The 16,461-nt window shown below is 33.1% G+C and carries 22 protein-coding genes; 14 read left to right on the top strand and 8 right to left on the bottom strand.

Annotated features, from left to right (window positions below; genetic code table 11):
* Window positions 1-71 precede the first annotated feature (71 nt).
* From CHB81_RS12810 to CHB81_RS12750, 13 genes are all read left to right on the top strand, one after another.
* Window positions 72-407, top strand: a complete 336-nt coding sequence (locus CHB81_RS12810; protein WP_089352255.1) for a hypothetical protein — start codon at window positions 72-74, stop codon at window positions 405-407.
* Window positions 408-409: 2 nt separating this feature from the next.
* Window positions 410-1,270, top strand: a complete 861-nt coding sequence (locus CHB81_RS12805; RefSeq protein WP_089352254.1) for a hypothetical protein — start codon at window positions 410-412, stop codon at window positions 1,268-1,270.
* Between the two features lie 142 nt (window positions 1,271-1,412).
* On the top strand, window positions 1,413-2,495 hold the full coding sequence (locus CHB81_RS12800; RefSeq protein WP_089352253.1) for an adenylosuccinate synthetase: 1,083 nt from the start codon (window positions 1,413-1,415) through the stop codon (window positions 2,493-2,495).
* A 9-nt stretch (window positions 2,496-2,504) separates the two neighbouring features.
* Window positions 2,505-3,032, top strand: a complete 528-nt coding sequence (locus CHB81_RS12795) for an NADAR family protein (RefSeq protein ID WP_089352252.1) — start codon at window positions 2,505-2,507, stop codon at window positions 3,030-3,032.
* A gap of 6 nt (window positions 3,033-3,038) precedes the next feature.
* Window positions 3,039-4,499: an O-acetyl-ADP-ribose deacetylase gene (locus CHB81_RS12790; protein WP_089352251.1), complete on the top strand. Its 1,461-nt coding sequence runs from the start codon at window positions 3,039-3,041 to the stop codon at window positions 4,497-4,499.
* 152 nt (window positions 4,500-4,651) lie between these two features.
* Window positions 4,652-5,122: a macro domain-containing protein gene (locus tag CHB81_RS12785; protein WP_089352250.1), complete on the top strand. Its 471-nt coding sequence runs from the start codon at window positions 4,652-4,654 to the stop codon at window positions 5,120-5,122.
* 58 nt (window positions 5,123-5,180) lie between these two features.
* Window positions 5,181-5,828 carry a DUF4291 domain-containing protein gene (locus CHB81_RS12780; RefSeq protein ID WP_089352249.1) on the top strand — a complete coding sequence of 216 codons (648 nt, stop codon included), beginning with the start codon at window positions 5,181-5,183 and terminating at the stop codon, window positions 5,826-5,828.
* Complete coding sequence (locus CHB81_RS12775) at window positions 5,821-6,375, top strand: RNA 2'-phosphotransferase (protein ID WP_089352248.1); 555 nt, start codon at window positions 5,821-5,823, stop codon at window positions 6,373-6,375. The genes CHB81_RS12780 and CHB81_RS12775 overlap by 8 nt, the downstream gene beginning before the upstream one ends.
* A 36-nt stretch (window positions 6,376-6,411) precedes the next feature.
* Window positions 6,412-7,251 carry an ADP-ribosylglycohydrolase family protein gene (locus tag CHB81_RS12770; protein WP_089352247.1) on the top strand — a complete coding sequence of 280 codons (840 nt, stop codon included), beginning with the start codon at window positions 6,412-6,414 and terminating at the stop codon, window positions 7,249-7,251.
* A 170-nt stretch (window positions 7,252-7,421) separates the two neighbouring features.
* Window positions 7,422-8,024 (top strand): macro domain-containing protein, encoded by a 603-nt coding sequence (locus CHB81_RS12765; protein ID WP_089352246.1) that lies wholly within the window; start codon window positions 7,422-7,424, stop codon window positions 8,022-8,024.
* Window positions 8,025-8,057: 33 nt separating this feature from the next.
* A complete protein-coding gene (locus CHB81_RS12760; RefSeq protein ID WP_089352245.1) occupies window positions 8,058-8,789 on the top strand; it encodes a metallophosphoesterase family protein in 732 nt (243 codons plus the stop codon).
* Window positions 8,767-9,093 (top strand): hypothetical protein, encoded by a 327-nt coding sequence (locus CHB81_RS12755; RefSeq protein WP_089352244.1) that lies wholly within the window; start codon window positions 8,767-8,769, stop codon window positions 9,091-9,093. Before CHB81_RS12760 ends, CHB81_RS12755 begins: the two co-directional genes overlap by 23 nt.
* A gap of 133 nt (window positions 9,094-9,226) precedes the next feature.
* Window positions 9,227-10,696, top strand: coding sequence for a nicotinate phosphoribosyltransferase (locus tag CHB81_RS12750; RefSeq protein WP_089352243.1), 1,470 nt, complete (start codon window positions 9,227-9,229; stop codon window positions 10,694-10,696).
* A gap of 268 nt (window positions 10,697-10,964) precedes the next feature.
* On the opposite strand, the gene nadD is transcribed toward CHB81_RS12750, so the two are convergent.
* The 6 genes from nadD to CHB81_RS12720 all read right to left on the bottom strand — a co-directional run bounded on the left by nadD (window position 10,965) and on the right by CHB81_RS12720 (window position 14,799).
* The gene (gene nadD, locus CHB81_RS12745) at window positions 10,965-11,546 is read right to left on the bottom strand and encodes a nicotinate (nicotinamide) nucleotide adenylyltransferase (RefSeq protein WP_089352242.1); all 582 of its coding nucleotides are present in this window, start codon (window positions 11,544-11,546) and stop codon (window positions 10,965-10,967) included.
* Window positions 11,547-11,614: 68 nt separating this feature from the next.
* A complete protein-coding gene (locus CHB81_RS12740) occupies window positions 11,615-12,037 on the bottom strand; it encodes a DoxX family protein (protein ID WP_089352241.1) in 423 nt (140 codons plus the stop codon).
* A 73-nt stretch (window positions 12,038-12,110) separates the two neighbouring features.
* Entirely contained in the window at window positions 12,111-12,686 is a 576-nt protein-coding gene (gene gmk / locus CHB81_RS12735; protein WP_089352240.1) for a guanylate kinase, read from the bottom strand.
* A 26-nt stretch (window positions 12,687-12,712) separates the two neighbouring features.
* Window positions 12,713-13,306 carry a hypothetical protein gene (locus CHB81_RS12730; protein WP_089352239.1) on the bottom strand — a complete coding sequence of 198 codons (594 nt, stop codon included), beginning with the start codon at window positions 13,304-13,306 and terminating at the stop codon, window positions 12,713-12,715.
* A gap of 6 nt (window positions 13,307-13,312) precedes the next feature.
* Window positions 13,313-14,173: a YicC/YloC family endoribonuclease gene (locus CHB81_RS12725; RefSeq protein WP_089352238.1), complete on the bottom strand. Its 861-nt coding sequence runs from the start codon at window positions 14,171-14,173 to the stop codon at window positions 13,313-13,315.
* A gap of 272 nt (window positions 14,174-14,445) precedes the next feature.
* The gene (locus tag CHB81_RS12720) at window positions 14,446-14,799 is read right to left on the bottom strand and encodes an arsenate reductase family protein (RefSeq protein ID WP_089352237.1); all 354 of its coding nucleotides are present in this window, start codon (window positions 14,797-14,799) and stop codon (window positions 14,446-14,448) included.
* 77 nt (window positions 14,800-14,876) lie between these two features.
* Between CHB81_RS12720 and CHB81_RS12715 the strand changes: the two genes are divergently transcribed.
* The gene (locus tag CHB81_RS12715; RefSeq protein ID WP_089352236.1) at window positions 14,877-15,332 is read left to right on the top strand and encodes a DinB family protein; all 456 of its coding nucleotides are present in this window, start codon (window positions 14,877-14,879) and stop codon (window positions 15,330-15,332) included.
* Between the two features lie 39 nt (window positions 15,333-15,371).
* Here CHB81_RS12715 and CHB81_RS12710 read toward each other — a convergent pair whose 3' ends face one another.
* A complete protein-coding gene (locus tag CHB81_RS12710; protein WP_089352235.1) occupies window positions 15,372-15,863 on the bottom strand; it encodes a septal ring lytic transglycosylase RlpA family protein in 492 nt (163 codons plus the stop codon).
* Between the two features lie 89 nt (window positions 15,864-15,952).
* Window positions 15,953-16,375: a hypothetical protein gene (locus CHB81_RS12705; protein WP_089352234.1), complete on the bottom strand. Its 423-nt coding sequence runs from the start codon at window positions 16,373-16,375 to the stop codon at window positions 15,953-15,955.
* Between the last annotated feature and the right edge of the window lie 86 nt (window positions 16,376-16,461).

The following is a 16,461-nucleotide window of genomic DNA, read 5'->3' as shown; positions in this document are numbered from 1 at the left end:
TCGAAATTTTAAGTTCAATACGCAACTTGGAACATGAAACAAAGAAAACCTGAAACAAAACCACAAAAACCATGAGTGATGATTTAAAACCAAGATTTATTGAATCTTTAAAAAGAAACAATGATCAGATTAGAGAAGACAGAGCCAAAACTATTGGTGAAGATTCTGAATTAATTTACAGACGCCGAGTTGAAGATATCGAATTAAAAATAAAAAGACTCGACAGAGAGCAGGAAGGCCTTATCGATATTAGCCCGCTTGACAAAAATAGTTTGACTTTTGCTGACTTTCAACCGGAAGCATTTGTACAAAAAGATATGGAATTATCATTAACAATCAGAAATTTAAATATTCAGTTTGAAGTGACAAAAAAGAGATTCGAATATTTATTTGGTAAAACATTTTAGTTATGGGAGGTACAAGATATGACTTAGGCGCTCGTTTGAGCAGAGCAAAAGAAGCAGGTTACGGATTTAAATCTGCAAGTGAGATTTTTGTTCAAAATCAATTAGGAATGGCACATGAATCCATGAATCCAAACGGCATTACATTTCGTGAAGCCAGAGATTCTGAAGTTCACCCAAATACAGTTCCCATTATTTTAGGATTGGATGTTACAGGAAGTATGGGACATATTCCGCATGAATTGATCAAAGAAGGACTTCCGAAATTAATGGGCGGAATTATTCAGGGCGGTGTTCCCGATCCGGCACTTTTATTTTTAGGAATTGGAGATCACGAATGCGACAGATTTCCACTTCAGGTTGGACAATTTGAATCTGGAGATGAAGAACTGGATATGTGGCTGACCAGAACTTATATTGAAGGCGGAGGCGGAGGAAACGCTGGAGAAAGTTATCTTTTGGCGTGGTATTTTGCCGCTTTTCATACCAAAACAGATGCTTTCGAAAAAAGAGGTCAAAAGGGGTTGTTGTTTACCGTTGGTGACGAACCAAATTTGCCAACGCTTCCGGCATCTGCCATAAAAGAAATTATGGGTTCAGGACAGCAAACGTATACGTCCCTTGAATTATTAAAAGAAGCTCAAAAACGTTACGAAGTGTATCATATCAGCGTATTACATTCTGATCAGGCGATAAGAGCAAATGTAGCGTGGAAAGAATTACTGGGACAAAATTGTTTGTCTATCGAAGATCACAAAGAAATCCCGAATGTAATCAAGAAAATCATTTGCGATACACATAAAAGTTCAGGGTCAGGTTTAGGAACAATTCCGCTTGACGGATTAGATAATATTGAAATGCTTTAAAAACTTTGCGCCTCTGCGACTTTGCGAGATTATTATTTTTAAGTTTTTTTAATACTAGCGTGAAATTTGCTCGCAAAGTCGCGAAGTCGCAAAGTTTTTTTCTAAAGTTTAAGTTGAAAGAACTTAAAAAATATTTTACAAAATGAAAACAGCTCAAATAGTTATAGGTTTAGGATTTGGTGATGAAGGAAAAGGAATTACAACAGATTTTCTGGCGAAGCAAAATCCTGAGTCTATAGTTATTCGGTTTTCAGGAGGACAGCAAGCGGCACATACCGTAATGATTGATGGCAAAAAACACGTTCATTCGAGTTTTGCCAGCGGAGCACTTCGCGGTTTGCCTTCTTATTATAGCGAACATTGCACGATTCATCCCGTTTTTTTATTCAATGAAAGAGAAGAACTGGAAGCAAAAGGCGGAAATGTTGAACTTCATATTCATCCGTTAGCCAAAATAACAACTCCGTTTGATGTTTGGCAAAACAGAAATAATGTTAGAAACCTGGATCACGGAACTTGCGGAAAAGGTGTTGGAGCGACAATGAAACGCAACGAAGGTCAATACAAACTTTACGCCATAGATCTGATTGCGCCAAGGCAAATGCTTTTGGCAAAACTGGAAAAAATCGCCTATTACTACGGTTTTTTAAATGAAAGTGAAATTGATGCAGAAGTAGAGCATTATCTGGAAATAATTGATCAAATAAAATGGAATATCAGCGATTACAGTTTTTTAGAAAAGTATGAGCACCTGATTTTTGAAGGAAGCCAGGGAATTTTACTCGACATGGATCATGGTGTTTTCCCAAATGTAACCTATGCGAATACAACATCAAAAAATGCATCTGAAATATGCCAGAAATTAAAAATTACAGCTATCGAAGTCTATTACGTTACCAGAAGTTATTCAACCCGACATGGAAGTGGATGGATGAGTAATGAAAGAGAATTAAAATTAATAAATAACGAAGAAGAAACCTGCGTTTTCAACGATTTTCAGAAAGAGTTACGAACCGGCGATTTAGATTATGATCTTTTAAATTATAGTTTAACATTGGATGTAGCTTATAGTTTGAATGCAAAAAGAAATTTGGTTATAACCTGCATGGATCAGATCGAAAAAGAGTATGAATTTGAACATTTAACAACAGAATTCAGAGAAGTCTACGGATCATTTTCACCCGATTCAAAAGATTTTAAACAGATAACTTCTTTGTTTCAATAAATAGAAAAAATGAAATATACGATACAAAATATAGCCTCAGAAAGTAAGTTTTTGTTTTTCTGGGGACACCAGCCCAATAAAGACGGTAGCATCTCTAAAACTTGTTTCAGTCAATGGTGGCTAAGCTCTTTTGAAGTTGATAATGTAGTTTACAAAACTGCTGAACATTGGATGATGGCTAAGAAAGCCGAATTATTTAAAGATGATGTTGTTTTAGCAAAAATCCTCAAAGCCAATTCTCCCGCCGAAGCCAAAAAGTTAGGAAGAGAAGTAAAGCATTATAATGAAACACTTTGGTTAGCCGCCAGATTTGACATTGTAAAAGAAGGGAATTATCATAAATTCAGTCAGAATCCGGAGTTAAAAACCTTTTTGCTAAATACAAATGATAGAGTTATAGTAGAAGCAAGTCCTGTAGATGCAATTTGGGGAATAGGAATGGCTGGTGATCATAAAGATGTTATGAATCCTGTGAAGTGGAAAGGTTTAAATCTTTTGGGTTTTGCTTTGATGGAAGTTAGGGATGAATTGAAGTAATAGGTTATGAAAATAGAAATTCTCAAAGCCGATATAACAGAAATCCAGGTCGATGCAATTGTAAATGCAGCCAATACTTCTTTACTTGGCGGAGGCGGAGTTGATGGCGCTATTCACAGAAAAGGAGGAAAAGCAATTTTAGACGAATGCATCCAGATTCGAAACAAACAAGGTGGATGCAAAGTTGGAGAAGCTGTCATTACAATAGCTGGTAATTTGCCTTCAAAATATGTAATTCATACCGTTGGTCCGGTTTGGAATGGAGGTAAAGGTCTCGAAGAGGAATTGCTGTTAAGTTGTTATTTAAGAGTTCTGGAATTGGCGGTAGAAAATGATATTAAAACAATTGCTTTTCCTAATATAAGTACAGGTATCTATAAATTTCCTAAAGAATTAGCAGCAGAAATTGCATTGAATGCAATCTTTATTTTTGAAGATAAAGAGGAATTAGAAAAAGTCATTTTTGTTTGTTATGATGATGAAAATTTCAAGATTTATAATGATATAATAGAAAGCATTTTTGAGTATAAAGTTAAATCAGGATTATTTGGTTTGGCGGTTGGAGATGCATTAGGTGTTCCTGTAGAGTTTGAGTCAAGATCTTATCTCAAGAAAAATCCTGTTTGTGAAATGATTGGCTTTGGAACACATCATCAGCCAGCGGGAACATGGAGCGATGATAGTTCGCTTGCTTTTTGTTTAGCAGAAAGTTTGAGTAATGGTTATGATTTAAAGGATATAGCGAGGAATTTTGTAAAATGGTATAGCACAGAATTATGGACGCCACATGGACAAGTTTTTGATATTGGAATAGCGACGAGACATGCAATTCAAAATATAGCAAAAGGATATGAGCCTCATTTATGTGGTGGTTTTTATGAAGAAGACAACGGAAATGGTTCTTTGATGAGAATTCTGCCTTTAGTTTTTTATCTGCAAGAAGAAAAGGATATCGAAGTTATTTATAAGAAAGTAAAAGAAGTGTCCTCTATTACTCACGCACATTTTAGATCAGTATTTGCTTGTTTTATTTATGTTGTTTATTGCTTAGAAATTTTAAATAACATTGATAAAATTGAGGCATATAAGAATATGCAAAAGATAGTTTCTGATTTTTTAAGTGATAAGGAATTTAATGCTGCTGAAATCCAATTGTTTGATAGAATCCTGAAAAACAATATAGCTGAATATCCTGAAAATGAAATTCACTCATCCGGCTATGTTCTTCATAGTTTAGAAGCCAGTTTATGGTGTTTTTTGAATTGGAATACTTATGAAGCAACTGTTTTAAAAGCAGTGAATTTAGGAGGAGATACTGATACAACTGCAGCAATTACTGGAGGCTTGGCAGGAATGTATTACGGAATTGACAATATTCCGCAAAAGTGGATTAATGCTTTAGCAAGAAAAAATGATATTGATGATTTGTGCGAAAGACTGTCTTTAAAATTAAAAAAAATGAAATAGACAGTTTATAATTTTTAGAAAGAATAGATCGGAAATAAGAAAGTGTAAACACGAGTTTTTGCTGTTCCATAGGGACATCTCATCGGTAGAAAAATAATTGTCGTGTTGTATTTACGTTCCGTAGGAACGTTTGATTAAAATAAATGAAACACATGAAAGATATTCAATATACAAAAGGAGATGCAACATCTCCTCGATCAGAAGATAATAAAGTAATTGTGCATATCTGTAATGATATTGGAGGTTGGGGAAAAGGATTTGTTATGGCGATTTCAAAAAGATGGAAAAAACCGGAAAATCAATATAGAGAATGGTTTAAATCAAAGGATGGTTTTGAATTGGGTAAAGTTCAGTTTGTTCAGGTAGAAGAAGATCTTTGGGTAGTAAATTTAATTGGTCAACATAAAATCAATAAAGATGAAAACGGAAATGCTCCAATACGATATGATGCCATTGAAGATGGCTTGAAAGAAGTAGCTTCGTTCGCAAAAGAAAATAATGCCAGCGTTCATATGCCAAGAATTGGCTGTGGTTTAGCTGGCGGAAAGTGGGAGATGATAGAACCTGTTATTCTCAAAACACTTTCTGAAAATAATATAGAAGTAACAGTTTATGATTTTTAGATAAATCAACTGTTTAAAATTAAAAATAACACAATGAAGATATTGTGTACAATACAAAATGAAAATAGAATTTAAAAAATACGATGAGCAAATTGTAGAATGGCCAAAATCTGGCTATCACATTATGGCTCAATATGACGAGGAAGAAATAATAGTGTATCAATCCTACCGAAAAGAAATAGGCGAATTTGCTGCAAAAAATCAATATTTTGGCGGAGCATTTAGCCTGGACAGAATGACGTGGATCAAACCAAATTTTCTGTGGATGATGTACAGAAACGGATGGGGAACAAAAGAAGGACAGGAAACTGTACTGGCAATTCACCTTAAAATTTCGGCATTCAATAAATATTTACAAAATGCGGTTTATTCCTCTTATAGTTCTTCGCTCGAAATGAGCCACGAAGAATGGCAAACACAAGTTAAAACATCCTCAGTAAGATTACAATGGGATCCAGATCATGATCCGTATGGGAATAAATTAGAACGAAGAGCTATTCAGATTGGTTTAAGAGATGATTTTATAAAGTCTTTCGCAAAAGAAGACATAGTACTCATCGAAGATATTTCAGAATTTGTAAAAGAACAATATGAATTTGTTCAGAATAAACAATTAGAAAAGCTGATGATTCCTGCTGAAAAACCTTTCCTTTTTAAGGATGAAGAACTGAATAAGAAACTTAAAATATCAGGAAATCATGAATGAAAAAATAGCAAAAAGCGTAAGCAAGTTTCTGAGTTTGGTACTTAGACATTCGCCGGAAACCATCGGATTAAAATTAGACGAAAACGGTTGGGCAGATGTTGATGAATTAATTGAAAAATGCAATAAAAAAGGAAGTCAAAATCAAATGACAGTGGAACTTCTGGATTACGTTGTAGAAAATAATGATAAAAAACGTTTTGCTTTTAACAATGATAAAACGAAAATAAGAGCAAGTCAGGGACATTCGATTTCGGTTGAATTAAATCTTGGCGAAGCAGAACCTTCGGAGTTTTTATATCACGGAACCGTTGGAAAGTTTTTGGATAGTATTAAAAAAGAAGGTTTACAAAAAATGAGCCGTCAGCATGTGCATCTTTCCAAAGATCTTGAAACGGCAATAAAAGTAGGCAGTAGAAGGGGAGTTGCTCAAATTTTGACCGTGAGAAGCGGTGCAATGCATCGAGACGGATTTAAATTTTATTTGTCCGAAAATAATGTTTGGCTGACAGATAATGTTCCGGCAAAATACATAGAGTTTAAATCATAAACAGAATTCCCAAATTAACAACCAAAAATAATACTTATGATACTAGAAGCAGCAATAGGCGACGCATACGGAGCAGGTTTTGAATTTCGAGATTTAGATTTTATTTCTCAAAACAACGACTTGACTCAATATCATAAACACGGACTTTATACGGAGATTTACAAAAGATATACAGACGACACTCAAATGGCAATTGCAATTTCGGAATTGTTATTAGAAGATGAAAATTGGAATGAAGTTAAAGTTGCCGATAAGTTTGTTGAAGTTTTTCACAGAGATAAAAGACGAGGATATTCAGATAGAGTTTATAATGCTTTAGACGCCAGTAAAAATGGAGCTGATTTTATCAAAATAATCGACAATGGCAGTAACGGAAACGGTTCTGCAATGCGAGCGTATTCTATTGGTTACTTAAAAAATATAGACCAATTGATGGAGTTTTGCGAAATCCAGGCAAAGACTTCTCATCTTACCATTGAAGGAATTAGTTGTGCGAAACGTATCGCTTTGGCAGTTCATTATTTTAAATATAATTTGGGTGATGGATCAACTTTGATTCCGTTTTTAAATGAAACGCTGAAGGAAAATGAGAATTATAGAATTACTTCTCCAATTGACATGCACGGTTATCCAACGACACAAGCCGTTATAAAAATTGTATCAGAAGCAACGTCAATGAAAGATTGTTTGAAAACAAGCATTGATTATGGAGGAGATACAGATACTGTTGCCGCTTTGTGCATGGCGATTTTAAGTCACAAGCAAAGTTGTGATAAAGTTTTGCCTTTGTTTTTGTATGAAGAGTTAGAAAACGATAAATTCGGGAAAGATTTTTTAATTAATCTGGATCTGAAACTCGACGCTAAATTTAAATAACAATTAAGGAATTCCTTTTTAGTTGTAGAACTTACTGCAAAAAGATATTTTTATCATGAAACGAACTTTAGTTATTGGAGATATTCACAGAGGTTTGCAAGCTTTAGTTCAATTGTTGGAGAGAGTTGAGGAATTGATCGAAAAATACATTCAATTTTAATTCAAAAAATATGCTGCATATAAAATTAGTTTACTTAGAGGATGAACTTGGCAATTCATGGAGAAATGATTTTTCAGAATGTGAGAATCTCAGTATAATAAAAGGGGATATTACAAAAATAAAATCTGACGCAGTTGTAAGTCCAGCAAATTCATTTGGATTCATGGACGGCGGATTAGATTGGCATTTGTCAGAAAGATTTGGATGGCATTTGCAGGATGAACTACAAGTGAAAATTGCTCAACTTGATGAAAGAGAACTGTTAATTGGAAGATCAATCACATTAGAAACAGGAGATAGTGAAGTTCCGTTTTTAATATCAGCTCCAACTATGCGAGTTCCGATGAGCTTTAATATTGCAACTTCAGTAAATGCCTTTTTAGCTATGAAAGCAATTTTGATAGCTTGTATAAATAATCCTAAAATAGAAACAGTCACAATTCCGGGTTTATGTACGGGATGCGGAAGAATGCCTTTTCATATTGCTTCTAATCAAATGTTTTTGGCTTATGATGAAATTATAAATAGAAATTATAAAAAATATAAAACTTTCGGCGATACCCAAAAGTACCAATATAGACTAAACGAAAAAGGACTAATCTGGGATTATTAAATAACAAAAACACTACTTCATTTGTAAATAAATATAATGAGAACATTAGTTATTGGAGATATTCACGGAGGTTTGCAAGCTTTATTTCAATTGTTGGAGAGAGTTGAGATAACAGAAACTGACAAACTTATTTTTCTTGGCGATTATGTCGATGGTTGGAGCGAATCAGCGCAAGTTGTTGATTTTTTAATCGGTTTATCTCAAAGACAAGATTGCATTTTTATCAGAGGAAATCATGATGTTTGGTGTCAGGAATGGCTGGAGAATGATGACATAAATGATATTTGGTTTCTGCACGGAGGAAAATCAACGATAGAAAGTTATAATGATATCGATTCTTTCGAAAAAGAAAAACATCTTCAGTTTTTTGAAAACATGCAGGATTACTTTGTAGATGAAGATAATAATTTGTTTATTCACGCTGGTTTTTCATCTATGCATGGCCCCGAAAAAGAACATTATGCAAGCAATTTTTCCTGGGACAGAACACTTTGGGAAATGGCTTTAACAATGGATAAAAGAATCCAAAAAGATTCACTTTCCTATCCCAAAAGATTATTGCTTTTTAATGAAATTTACATTGGTCATACACCAACGCTTCATTATAATATTGAAATTCCAATGCAAGGTTGTAATGTTTGGAATATTGATACCGGAGCGGGTTTTTACGGAAAATTAAGTTGTATTGATGTTGCAACTAAAGTATTTTGGCAAAGCGATGCTGTACAGACATTTTATCCCAATGAAAAAGGAAGAAATAAATAAGATGTCAAATTTGCTTGAGGTAAAAAGGATCATTGAAATTATAAAATCGAAAATTATAATTGATACAGATTTAATGTGGACACACTATAATTCATCAGAAGATTTAATTGCCGAAATAAATTTAAATTCTATATTGCTTGAAGAAAACAATAAAGCAGGATTAGAATTTTTTCAACTATTGTTTTTGCCTACAGGAACTCTTCAGGAGATTTCGATACAGAATGGATGGAGTGAGCAATATTTAATACTGGCAGCTGAATTTGATTCGATTTATGAAAAAGTTTATCAGTTGATGAAAGCTTAAATAATTACACAAAGACACACGAAGAAAAACACAAAACAGCACAAAGAAAATTAAAACTTGGCGAATCTCTGTGATAAACTTTGTGGATCTCTGTGAAACCCAAAATTTACGAGAATTTAAATAATTAAAAGATATGAACCCACTATTATTAACAGACGGTTACAAAGTTGACCACAGAAGACAATATCCGGACAAAACAACATTAGTATATTCTAACTGGACACCAAGAAAATCAAGAATTGAAGGTCTTGATGAGGTGGTGTTTTTTGGATTGCAATATTTTATTAAAAAATATATTATTCACGATTTTGATGCTGATTTTTTCAAACAGCCAAAAGAAGAAGTAGTTAAAAAATACTCACGAAGAATCAATAATTATTTGGGTGAAAACCAGGTTGGGACAAAACATATCGAAGATTTACATGATTTAGGATATATTCCGATGGTTTTTAAAGCCTTGCCGGAAGGAGCAAGTGTGCCTTTGAGAGTTCCAATGTTTACAATGTATAATACACTTCCGGAATTTTTCTGGCTGACGAATTATTTCGAAACATTACTTTCTGCAGTTATTTGGCTTCCTTGTAACTCGGCTACAGTAGCAAAAGAATATAGAAAAGTATTAGATAAATATGCTGAGGAAACTTCTTCTGTTCCTGATTTTGTAAACTGGCAGGGACATGATTTCTCAATGAGAGGAATGGGTGGAATCGAAGCAGCGATAACTTCTGCAGCCGGGCATTTATTGAGTTTTACAGGTTCAGATACGATTCCCGCAATTGATTTCTTCGAAGAATATTATAATGCCAATTCAGATATGGAATTAATCGCAGGTTCAGTTGCTGCAACAGAGCATTCTGTAATGTGTATGGGAACTACAGAAGGTGAATGTGAAACTTTCAAAAGATTAATTACTGAAGTGTATCCAAAAGGAATTGTTTCTATCGTTTCTGATACCTGGGATTTATGGAAGGTTTTGACAGATTATTTACCTCGCTTAAAAGAAGATATTGTTGCAAGAGAAGGTAAAGTAGTAATTCGTCCTGATAGTGGTGATCCGGTTGATATTATCTGCGGAAATCCAAACGGAAAAACAGAACAAGAAAAGAAAGGTGTAATTGAGCTTCTTTGGGATGTTTTTGGAGGCGAAGTTAATGCAAAAGGATATAAAGAGCTTGTTCCTCAAATTGGAGCTATTTACGGTGATAGTATCACGGTAGCAAGAGCAATTCAAATTGCAGAAAGATTAAAAGAAAAAGGTTTTGCTTCTACAAACGTTGTTTTAGGAATTGGTTCTTTTACATACCAATACAATACCAGAGATACTTTTGGTTTTGCCATGAAAGCAACATATGGAGAAGTTGACGGTGAAGGAAGAGCAATTTTTAAGGATCCGATTACAGATGACGGAACTAAAAAATCGGCTAAAGGATTAATGAAAATTGATTTAGTTGATGGTGTATATTATTTAAGCGATAATGTTTCTTGGGAAGAAGAAAAACAAGGGGAATTGAAAGAAGTTTTCAGAGACGGAAAACTTTTAGTAGATCAATCTTTGAGTGATATTAGAGCGAGAGTTAAAAACGAGATAAACATTGAAGCGTAAAAACAAAAAAAGCCTGAATTTTTAATTCAGGCTTTTTTTGCACTATTTTTCATTTCGAGGAAAAAGGAATTTTCATGAACACCAATATTTTATATTCCGGAGGAATATCTCATCGGTAAAAAAGTAATGTCGTTTTGCGCTGTGTCCTGTAAGGACACCTGATTTTATTGATACAGGATATCCGTACCGTTAATCAAACGTTCCTACGGAACGTATAATCATAATTTAAATTTAGTTCTACCCAGCAGACATTCCTACGGAATGATTTTTATTTCTTATAAAAATTATTGTGATCAATATATTCCCAAACTTTCGGTGGTAAAAGCGGTTGAATATTTTTGCCCTCTTTTATGCTGTTTCGGATAAAAGTAGATGAAATTTCAACAATTGGTGCGTCAATTACATGAACTTTAGGATGTGATTTTAATTCGATATTTTCTTCTTCCTCTGAAATTCTCGGATAAACATAAATATCATAATGATCTAAAATCACCTCGTAGTTTTTCCATTTATGAAGTGTTTTAAGATTGTCTTCGCCCATAATTAATGAAAAGTCATGAGTTGGATACTTTTCGTGCAAATGAACTAAAGTATTTACCGTATAATTAGGCTGAGGTAATTTAAACTCAATATCCGAAGGTTTAATTTTTGGATAATCTTCGGTTGCCAGAAAAACCATTTCTAAACGTTGGTGATCGTCTAATAAAGTAGCTTTCTTTTTAAGCGGATTATGTGGTGTAACGACCATCCAGATCTGATCTAAATCGGCAAACTCTGCCATATGATTGGCAATAATTAAATGGCCAACATGAATTGGATTATATGTTCCGAAATAAAGACCTATCTTCATAAAAGAGCTTTTTTCATAATTTAAATTGCAATTATTATATTCAAATTATGATGTAGGATTAAAATACTTTAGTAGCGATTCTTTTTTGAAATCAAGTAATCAATAGAGAACTTACCACTTCCGGTAACCAAAAGAAGCACATAAAACAGCAAATATAGAATTCCCATCTCTTTTACATCTATTGGGTCAGCACCATGAATAACAAACACAGCTACCAGCATTGTAATTATTAATGGCAAAGTAGCCAATCTTGTGGCTAAGCCAATAAAAATAAAGAAGGAGCAAATTACTTCTGCAAAAACAGCAAGGGTTAACGAAGCTGTTTTTCCTACTCCAAGCGGGTCAGGAAACTGGATTTCACCTCCTGCTAAAAGCATGTTTAACTTAGATAATCCATGAGAAATCATTAATGACGCAATAGATATTCTAATTACAAGAATAACAATACTCATGTAGTTCTCGTTCCTTTTTATTTCAAATAAATTAATCATAATGCAAATATTAATATGGGTTACATCAAAGCTAACGGCTGATTATCTAAAAAAGTATTGATTTACGAAGTTTCTAGTCTTTATTTACGAAATCTTTTACCAATTGGTAGGCTTCTTCTTTAGCAGTATCTAAATCATAATTTTTTATGATAGTGTCAAATTGTGGAGCAGTTGCCAGTTCAACAGAAGCTTTTGCAATACGCATGTTTATTTTGTCGTCAGTTTCAGTAGAACGTTGTTTTAGTCTGCGTTTTAGCTCGTCAACACTTGGAGGTTTTACAAAAACGGCTAAAGTTTGTTCTGGAAATTTGTGTTTAATACGCAATCCGCCTGCAACATCAATGTCAAAAATCACGTTTTTTCCTAAAGCCCAGATTCTTTCGATTTCTGATTTTAAAGTACCGTAAAAATTATCGCGGTAAACTTCTTCCCATTCCAGGAATTCTTCGGCTTTAATGTGTTTTTTGAATTGTTCTAACGAAATAAAATAATAATCTTTTCCGTGTTCTTCTTCTCCGCGTGGGTCGCGTGAAGCCGCTGAGATCGAAAATTCTAAATTTAAATCTTCTTTCCCAAGTAAATGTCTTACTATAGTTGTTTTTCCCGATCCCGAAGGTGCCGAAAAGACAATTAATTTTCCTTTGTTCATTATGTATTTATATGTGATCAATCATTCTAAAAACTAAACTCTTTTTCTAAGATTGATAATATTTTATTATAAGCGATTAGTTCATCAACAGAAGGATAATATTTTAGATACGTTTCTGGATTATTAAAGGAAAAATAGTTTTTATTTTCCCCGTTTTTAATAAAAACCTGATAACCTTGTCCATCCAAAACATGTTTTACCTCTTTTGCAATGCCATATTCCCCTCGATCTGCATCTATATACGATTTGCCAAATTTGTATCTAATGCTTTCCATATTTGGAAGAAATTCAATATTCGTTATCAGCAAATTGAGCCAAATCAAATATGCGTTTTTTGGTTTTAATTTTCCAATGTTTTTTTTTGGAAAATGTATTTCATTAATTTTAGTTACTTGATTTAAAGAATATGAATATATAATAACAATCCAATTATTTTTTCCTTCATCATACATTCTTAAAATTTTCATTCCATTTGTTGTGGAATAATCTTTATAAATGCGAATTTCTTTTTCAAATGCTAATGTATCTGGTATTTCTAAAACGTTATTTATTTCAGATATATTTTGAGCTTTGATATTCCAACTTATTAAAAGAAGAACTGAAAAAAGAAATGTTTTCATCGCTTTTTACAAAACGTTCAAAACTTGTTCCTTAATTTTTTCTAATTCATCTTTCATCATCACAACCAATTTCTGCATTTGAGCGTGATTTGATTTAGAACCCATTGTATTGATCTCGCGACCCATTTCCTGAGTAATAAAACCTAATTTACGACCATTAGCTTCAGTACCTTTTATGGTTTCTAAAAAATAGTCTAAGTGATTTGTCAAACGAACTTTTTCTTCGGTAATATCCAGTTTTTCTAGATAATAAATCAATTCTTGTTCAAAACGATTTTCATCAACATTAACCTGTAATTCCGAAATTGCAGTTTGCAAACGGTCTTTTATCGCCTGAACGCGTTCCGGATCAAGAGCCAAAGCATCATTCATGTACTGACGAATATTTCCAATTCTTAAGTTGAATTCTTTTTCAAGAGATTCACCTTCGTCTTTTCTAAAAGTTAAGATATTTTGAAGCGCTTCTTCAATGATAACCTGAATTTGTTCCCAATCGTTTTCATCGATTTCCTCGCGTTCCGTTTTTAACGTATCAGGCATACGAACGGCCATTTTCATTAATTCAGTTTCATCGGCATCAGGATAAACTTCTTTAAGCTGAGCGATATAGTTTTTTACAACAGGTACATTTACTTTAGTCGAAGTTTGTTCAGAAGTACTTTCAATGTAAATCCCAAAATCAATTTTTCCTCTTTCAAGTTTCGTAGAGATCTGAGTCCTTAAACCTAATTCCATTTCGCGATAAAGCGACGGCATTCTCACGTTTAAATCCAAACCTTTACTATTTAAGGATTTTACTTCAACGGTAATTTTTTTTGTAGGCAATTGCAAAGAAGCTTTGCCAAACCCTGTCATAGATTGTATCATATAATTGAGTATAAAGGCGCAAAGATAAATAAAAGTTTGCTGTGTTTAGATGTAAAATGTCTAATCTGTTCAGAGCAAACGGTTTTAAAGGTTTTTGCCACGAATTTCACGAATTTACACAAATTTAACTAGTGCGAATTCATTGTTTCTCTTTTGCCACAGATTAAATGCCTTTATAGATTTTACCAATCTGTGAGAATCTTTTTAATCTGTGGCAACTTTTAAGCTCAACAAATAATTCGTGAAAATTCGTGAAATTTGTGGCTAACTTTTTATTTTTCTAAAGCTTTCTGAACCTGTAAGGTTACAGGTTGCGTATTACCAATGTAAATTTTCTCATCAATAATAAAAACCGGACGACTTATAAAAGTATAATGTTCTAAAATATATTTCTTATAATCATCTTCCGTCAAAGACTTGTTTTTTAAATCCATCGATTTGTACAATTGCGCTTTTTTGCTGAATAATGCTTCGTAACTGCCTGCAAGTTGATACATTTCTTCAAGTTCCGCTTCCGTAATCGGATTTTGTTTAATATCGTGAAAAACCAGATTGTTATCTTTTGGCAGACTTTTGATGATTTTTCGACAAGTATCGCAAGAAGCTAAGTAATATATTTTGTTCATAATTTTTAATTTAAGAGACTACAAAGAAAATTCATTTAAAAGTTAAAAATGCCTAATTTTAGAAAAAAAATAAAATTATGAATTCAGTTTTTGAAGTACAAAAAACCATTAGAGAAATTCTTTTGAAGGTTTTAGACAATCATTCATTAGAACAATTGAACAAGATCCCAGAGGGATTTACTAATAATTTAATTTGGAATATCGCGCATTGTGTCTCTTCGCAACAGGTTTTAATCTACAAATTGTCAGGTTTACCAACGATGGTTTCCGAAGAGTTTATTGCCAAGTATAGAAAAGGAACCAAACCGGAAGGCGATGTATCACAAGCCGAAGTTGACGAAATAAGAGCGTTACTTTCTTCGACTTTAGATCAGGTTCAAAGAGATTATGCGAATAACATCTTCGTTACTTATACGGAATATCTAACAAGTATGGGTTTTTTATTAAAAGACATTGAGGGAGCTTTGAGCTTTAACAATTACCATGAAGGAATCCATACTGGAATTATAATGAGTATTAGAAAGTTTGTTTAAAAGAAAAATCCCGTCCTGAAATTTCAAGACGGGATTTTTTTATTCTACTATTGTTTCAATTGTCACTTTCATGGCACCACTTCCTTTGCTTTTGGTGATTTCCATAAAGGCTCTTTTCGATAAGTCAAGTTCTCTTGTTTTAACAAACGGTCCACGATCGGTAACTTTTACGATTACAAATTTTCCGTTAGCTTCATTTGTTACTTTTATTCTTGTTCCAAATGGAAGTTTTTTATGTGCAGCAGTATAAGCACTGTTACTGAATCTACTTCCGTTTGCGGTTTTTTTACCATTAAAACGATCAGCATAGTAGGAGGCATGAGCGTTTTTCTTGTATGGTTTTAATTTTAAACCTTTATCCGTAAAAACAGAATCAGTTGGTATTGCAATTAAATTGGGTCTTATTGTTTTTACCGTATCCTGAGGTGGTTTAGATTCGATTACTGGTTTTGTCTGACTTATGACATAAGTAAAACAACTTAAAAAGGTTATAGTAAGTGTTGTGAGTAAAATATGTTTTTTATTTCTCATTTTTTATTTTTTTTCAGACTTGGGGAGTTTGTACAAATAATATGCCGAGATAAAAAAAGCCCTAGAATTTTAGGGCTTTAATTGGTTTTTTAGAACCATAGGTTCCACGGGATTCTACTTAATATAAGCAATAATCCTAATCCGTAAAAAATAGCAAAAGTTTTAAATTTAGCTTCGCTATTGATTAATTTTTTATGTTTTGACCATCCGATGGTTATCAAAATGATAGCGATAATATTAATAAGAGGGTGTTCTAATGATGTAAGTCTAAGTTCTGCATTAGACATTTGTCCAAAAGCTGCTTTTCCTAAAGGAGAGACAAAATAGAGTATTAAACCTATCAATAATTGAGTGTGTGTGCCTATTAAAGCAAATAGAGCAATTTTACGATCTTTGGCTGTAAACTCTTTCTTTGAAGTTAATCCGATAATAGCATTTACGACTGCAATTAATAAAAGTAATAAAGCTAAGTAAGCCCAACCCGAATGGAATTTTTGTAGAAAATGGTACATAAACTAGATTTTTTGTTAAAACAAATATAGCAAAAAAGGGTATAAAAAAACGGCATTAAACTAAAAGTCAATGCCGTTTTTATTAT

It is taken from the genome of Flavobacterium sp. ov086 (assembly GCF_900187965.1).
Classification (GTDB): domain Bacteria; phylum Bacteroidota; class Bacteroidia; order Flavobacteriales; family Flavobacteriaceae; genus Flavobacterium.
This window is presented reverse-complemented; position numbering and strand designations above follow the sequence as displayed.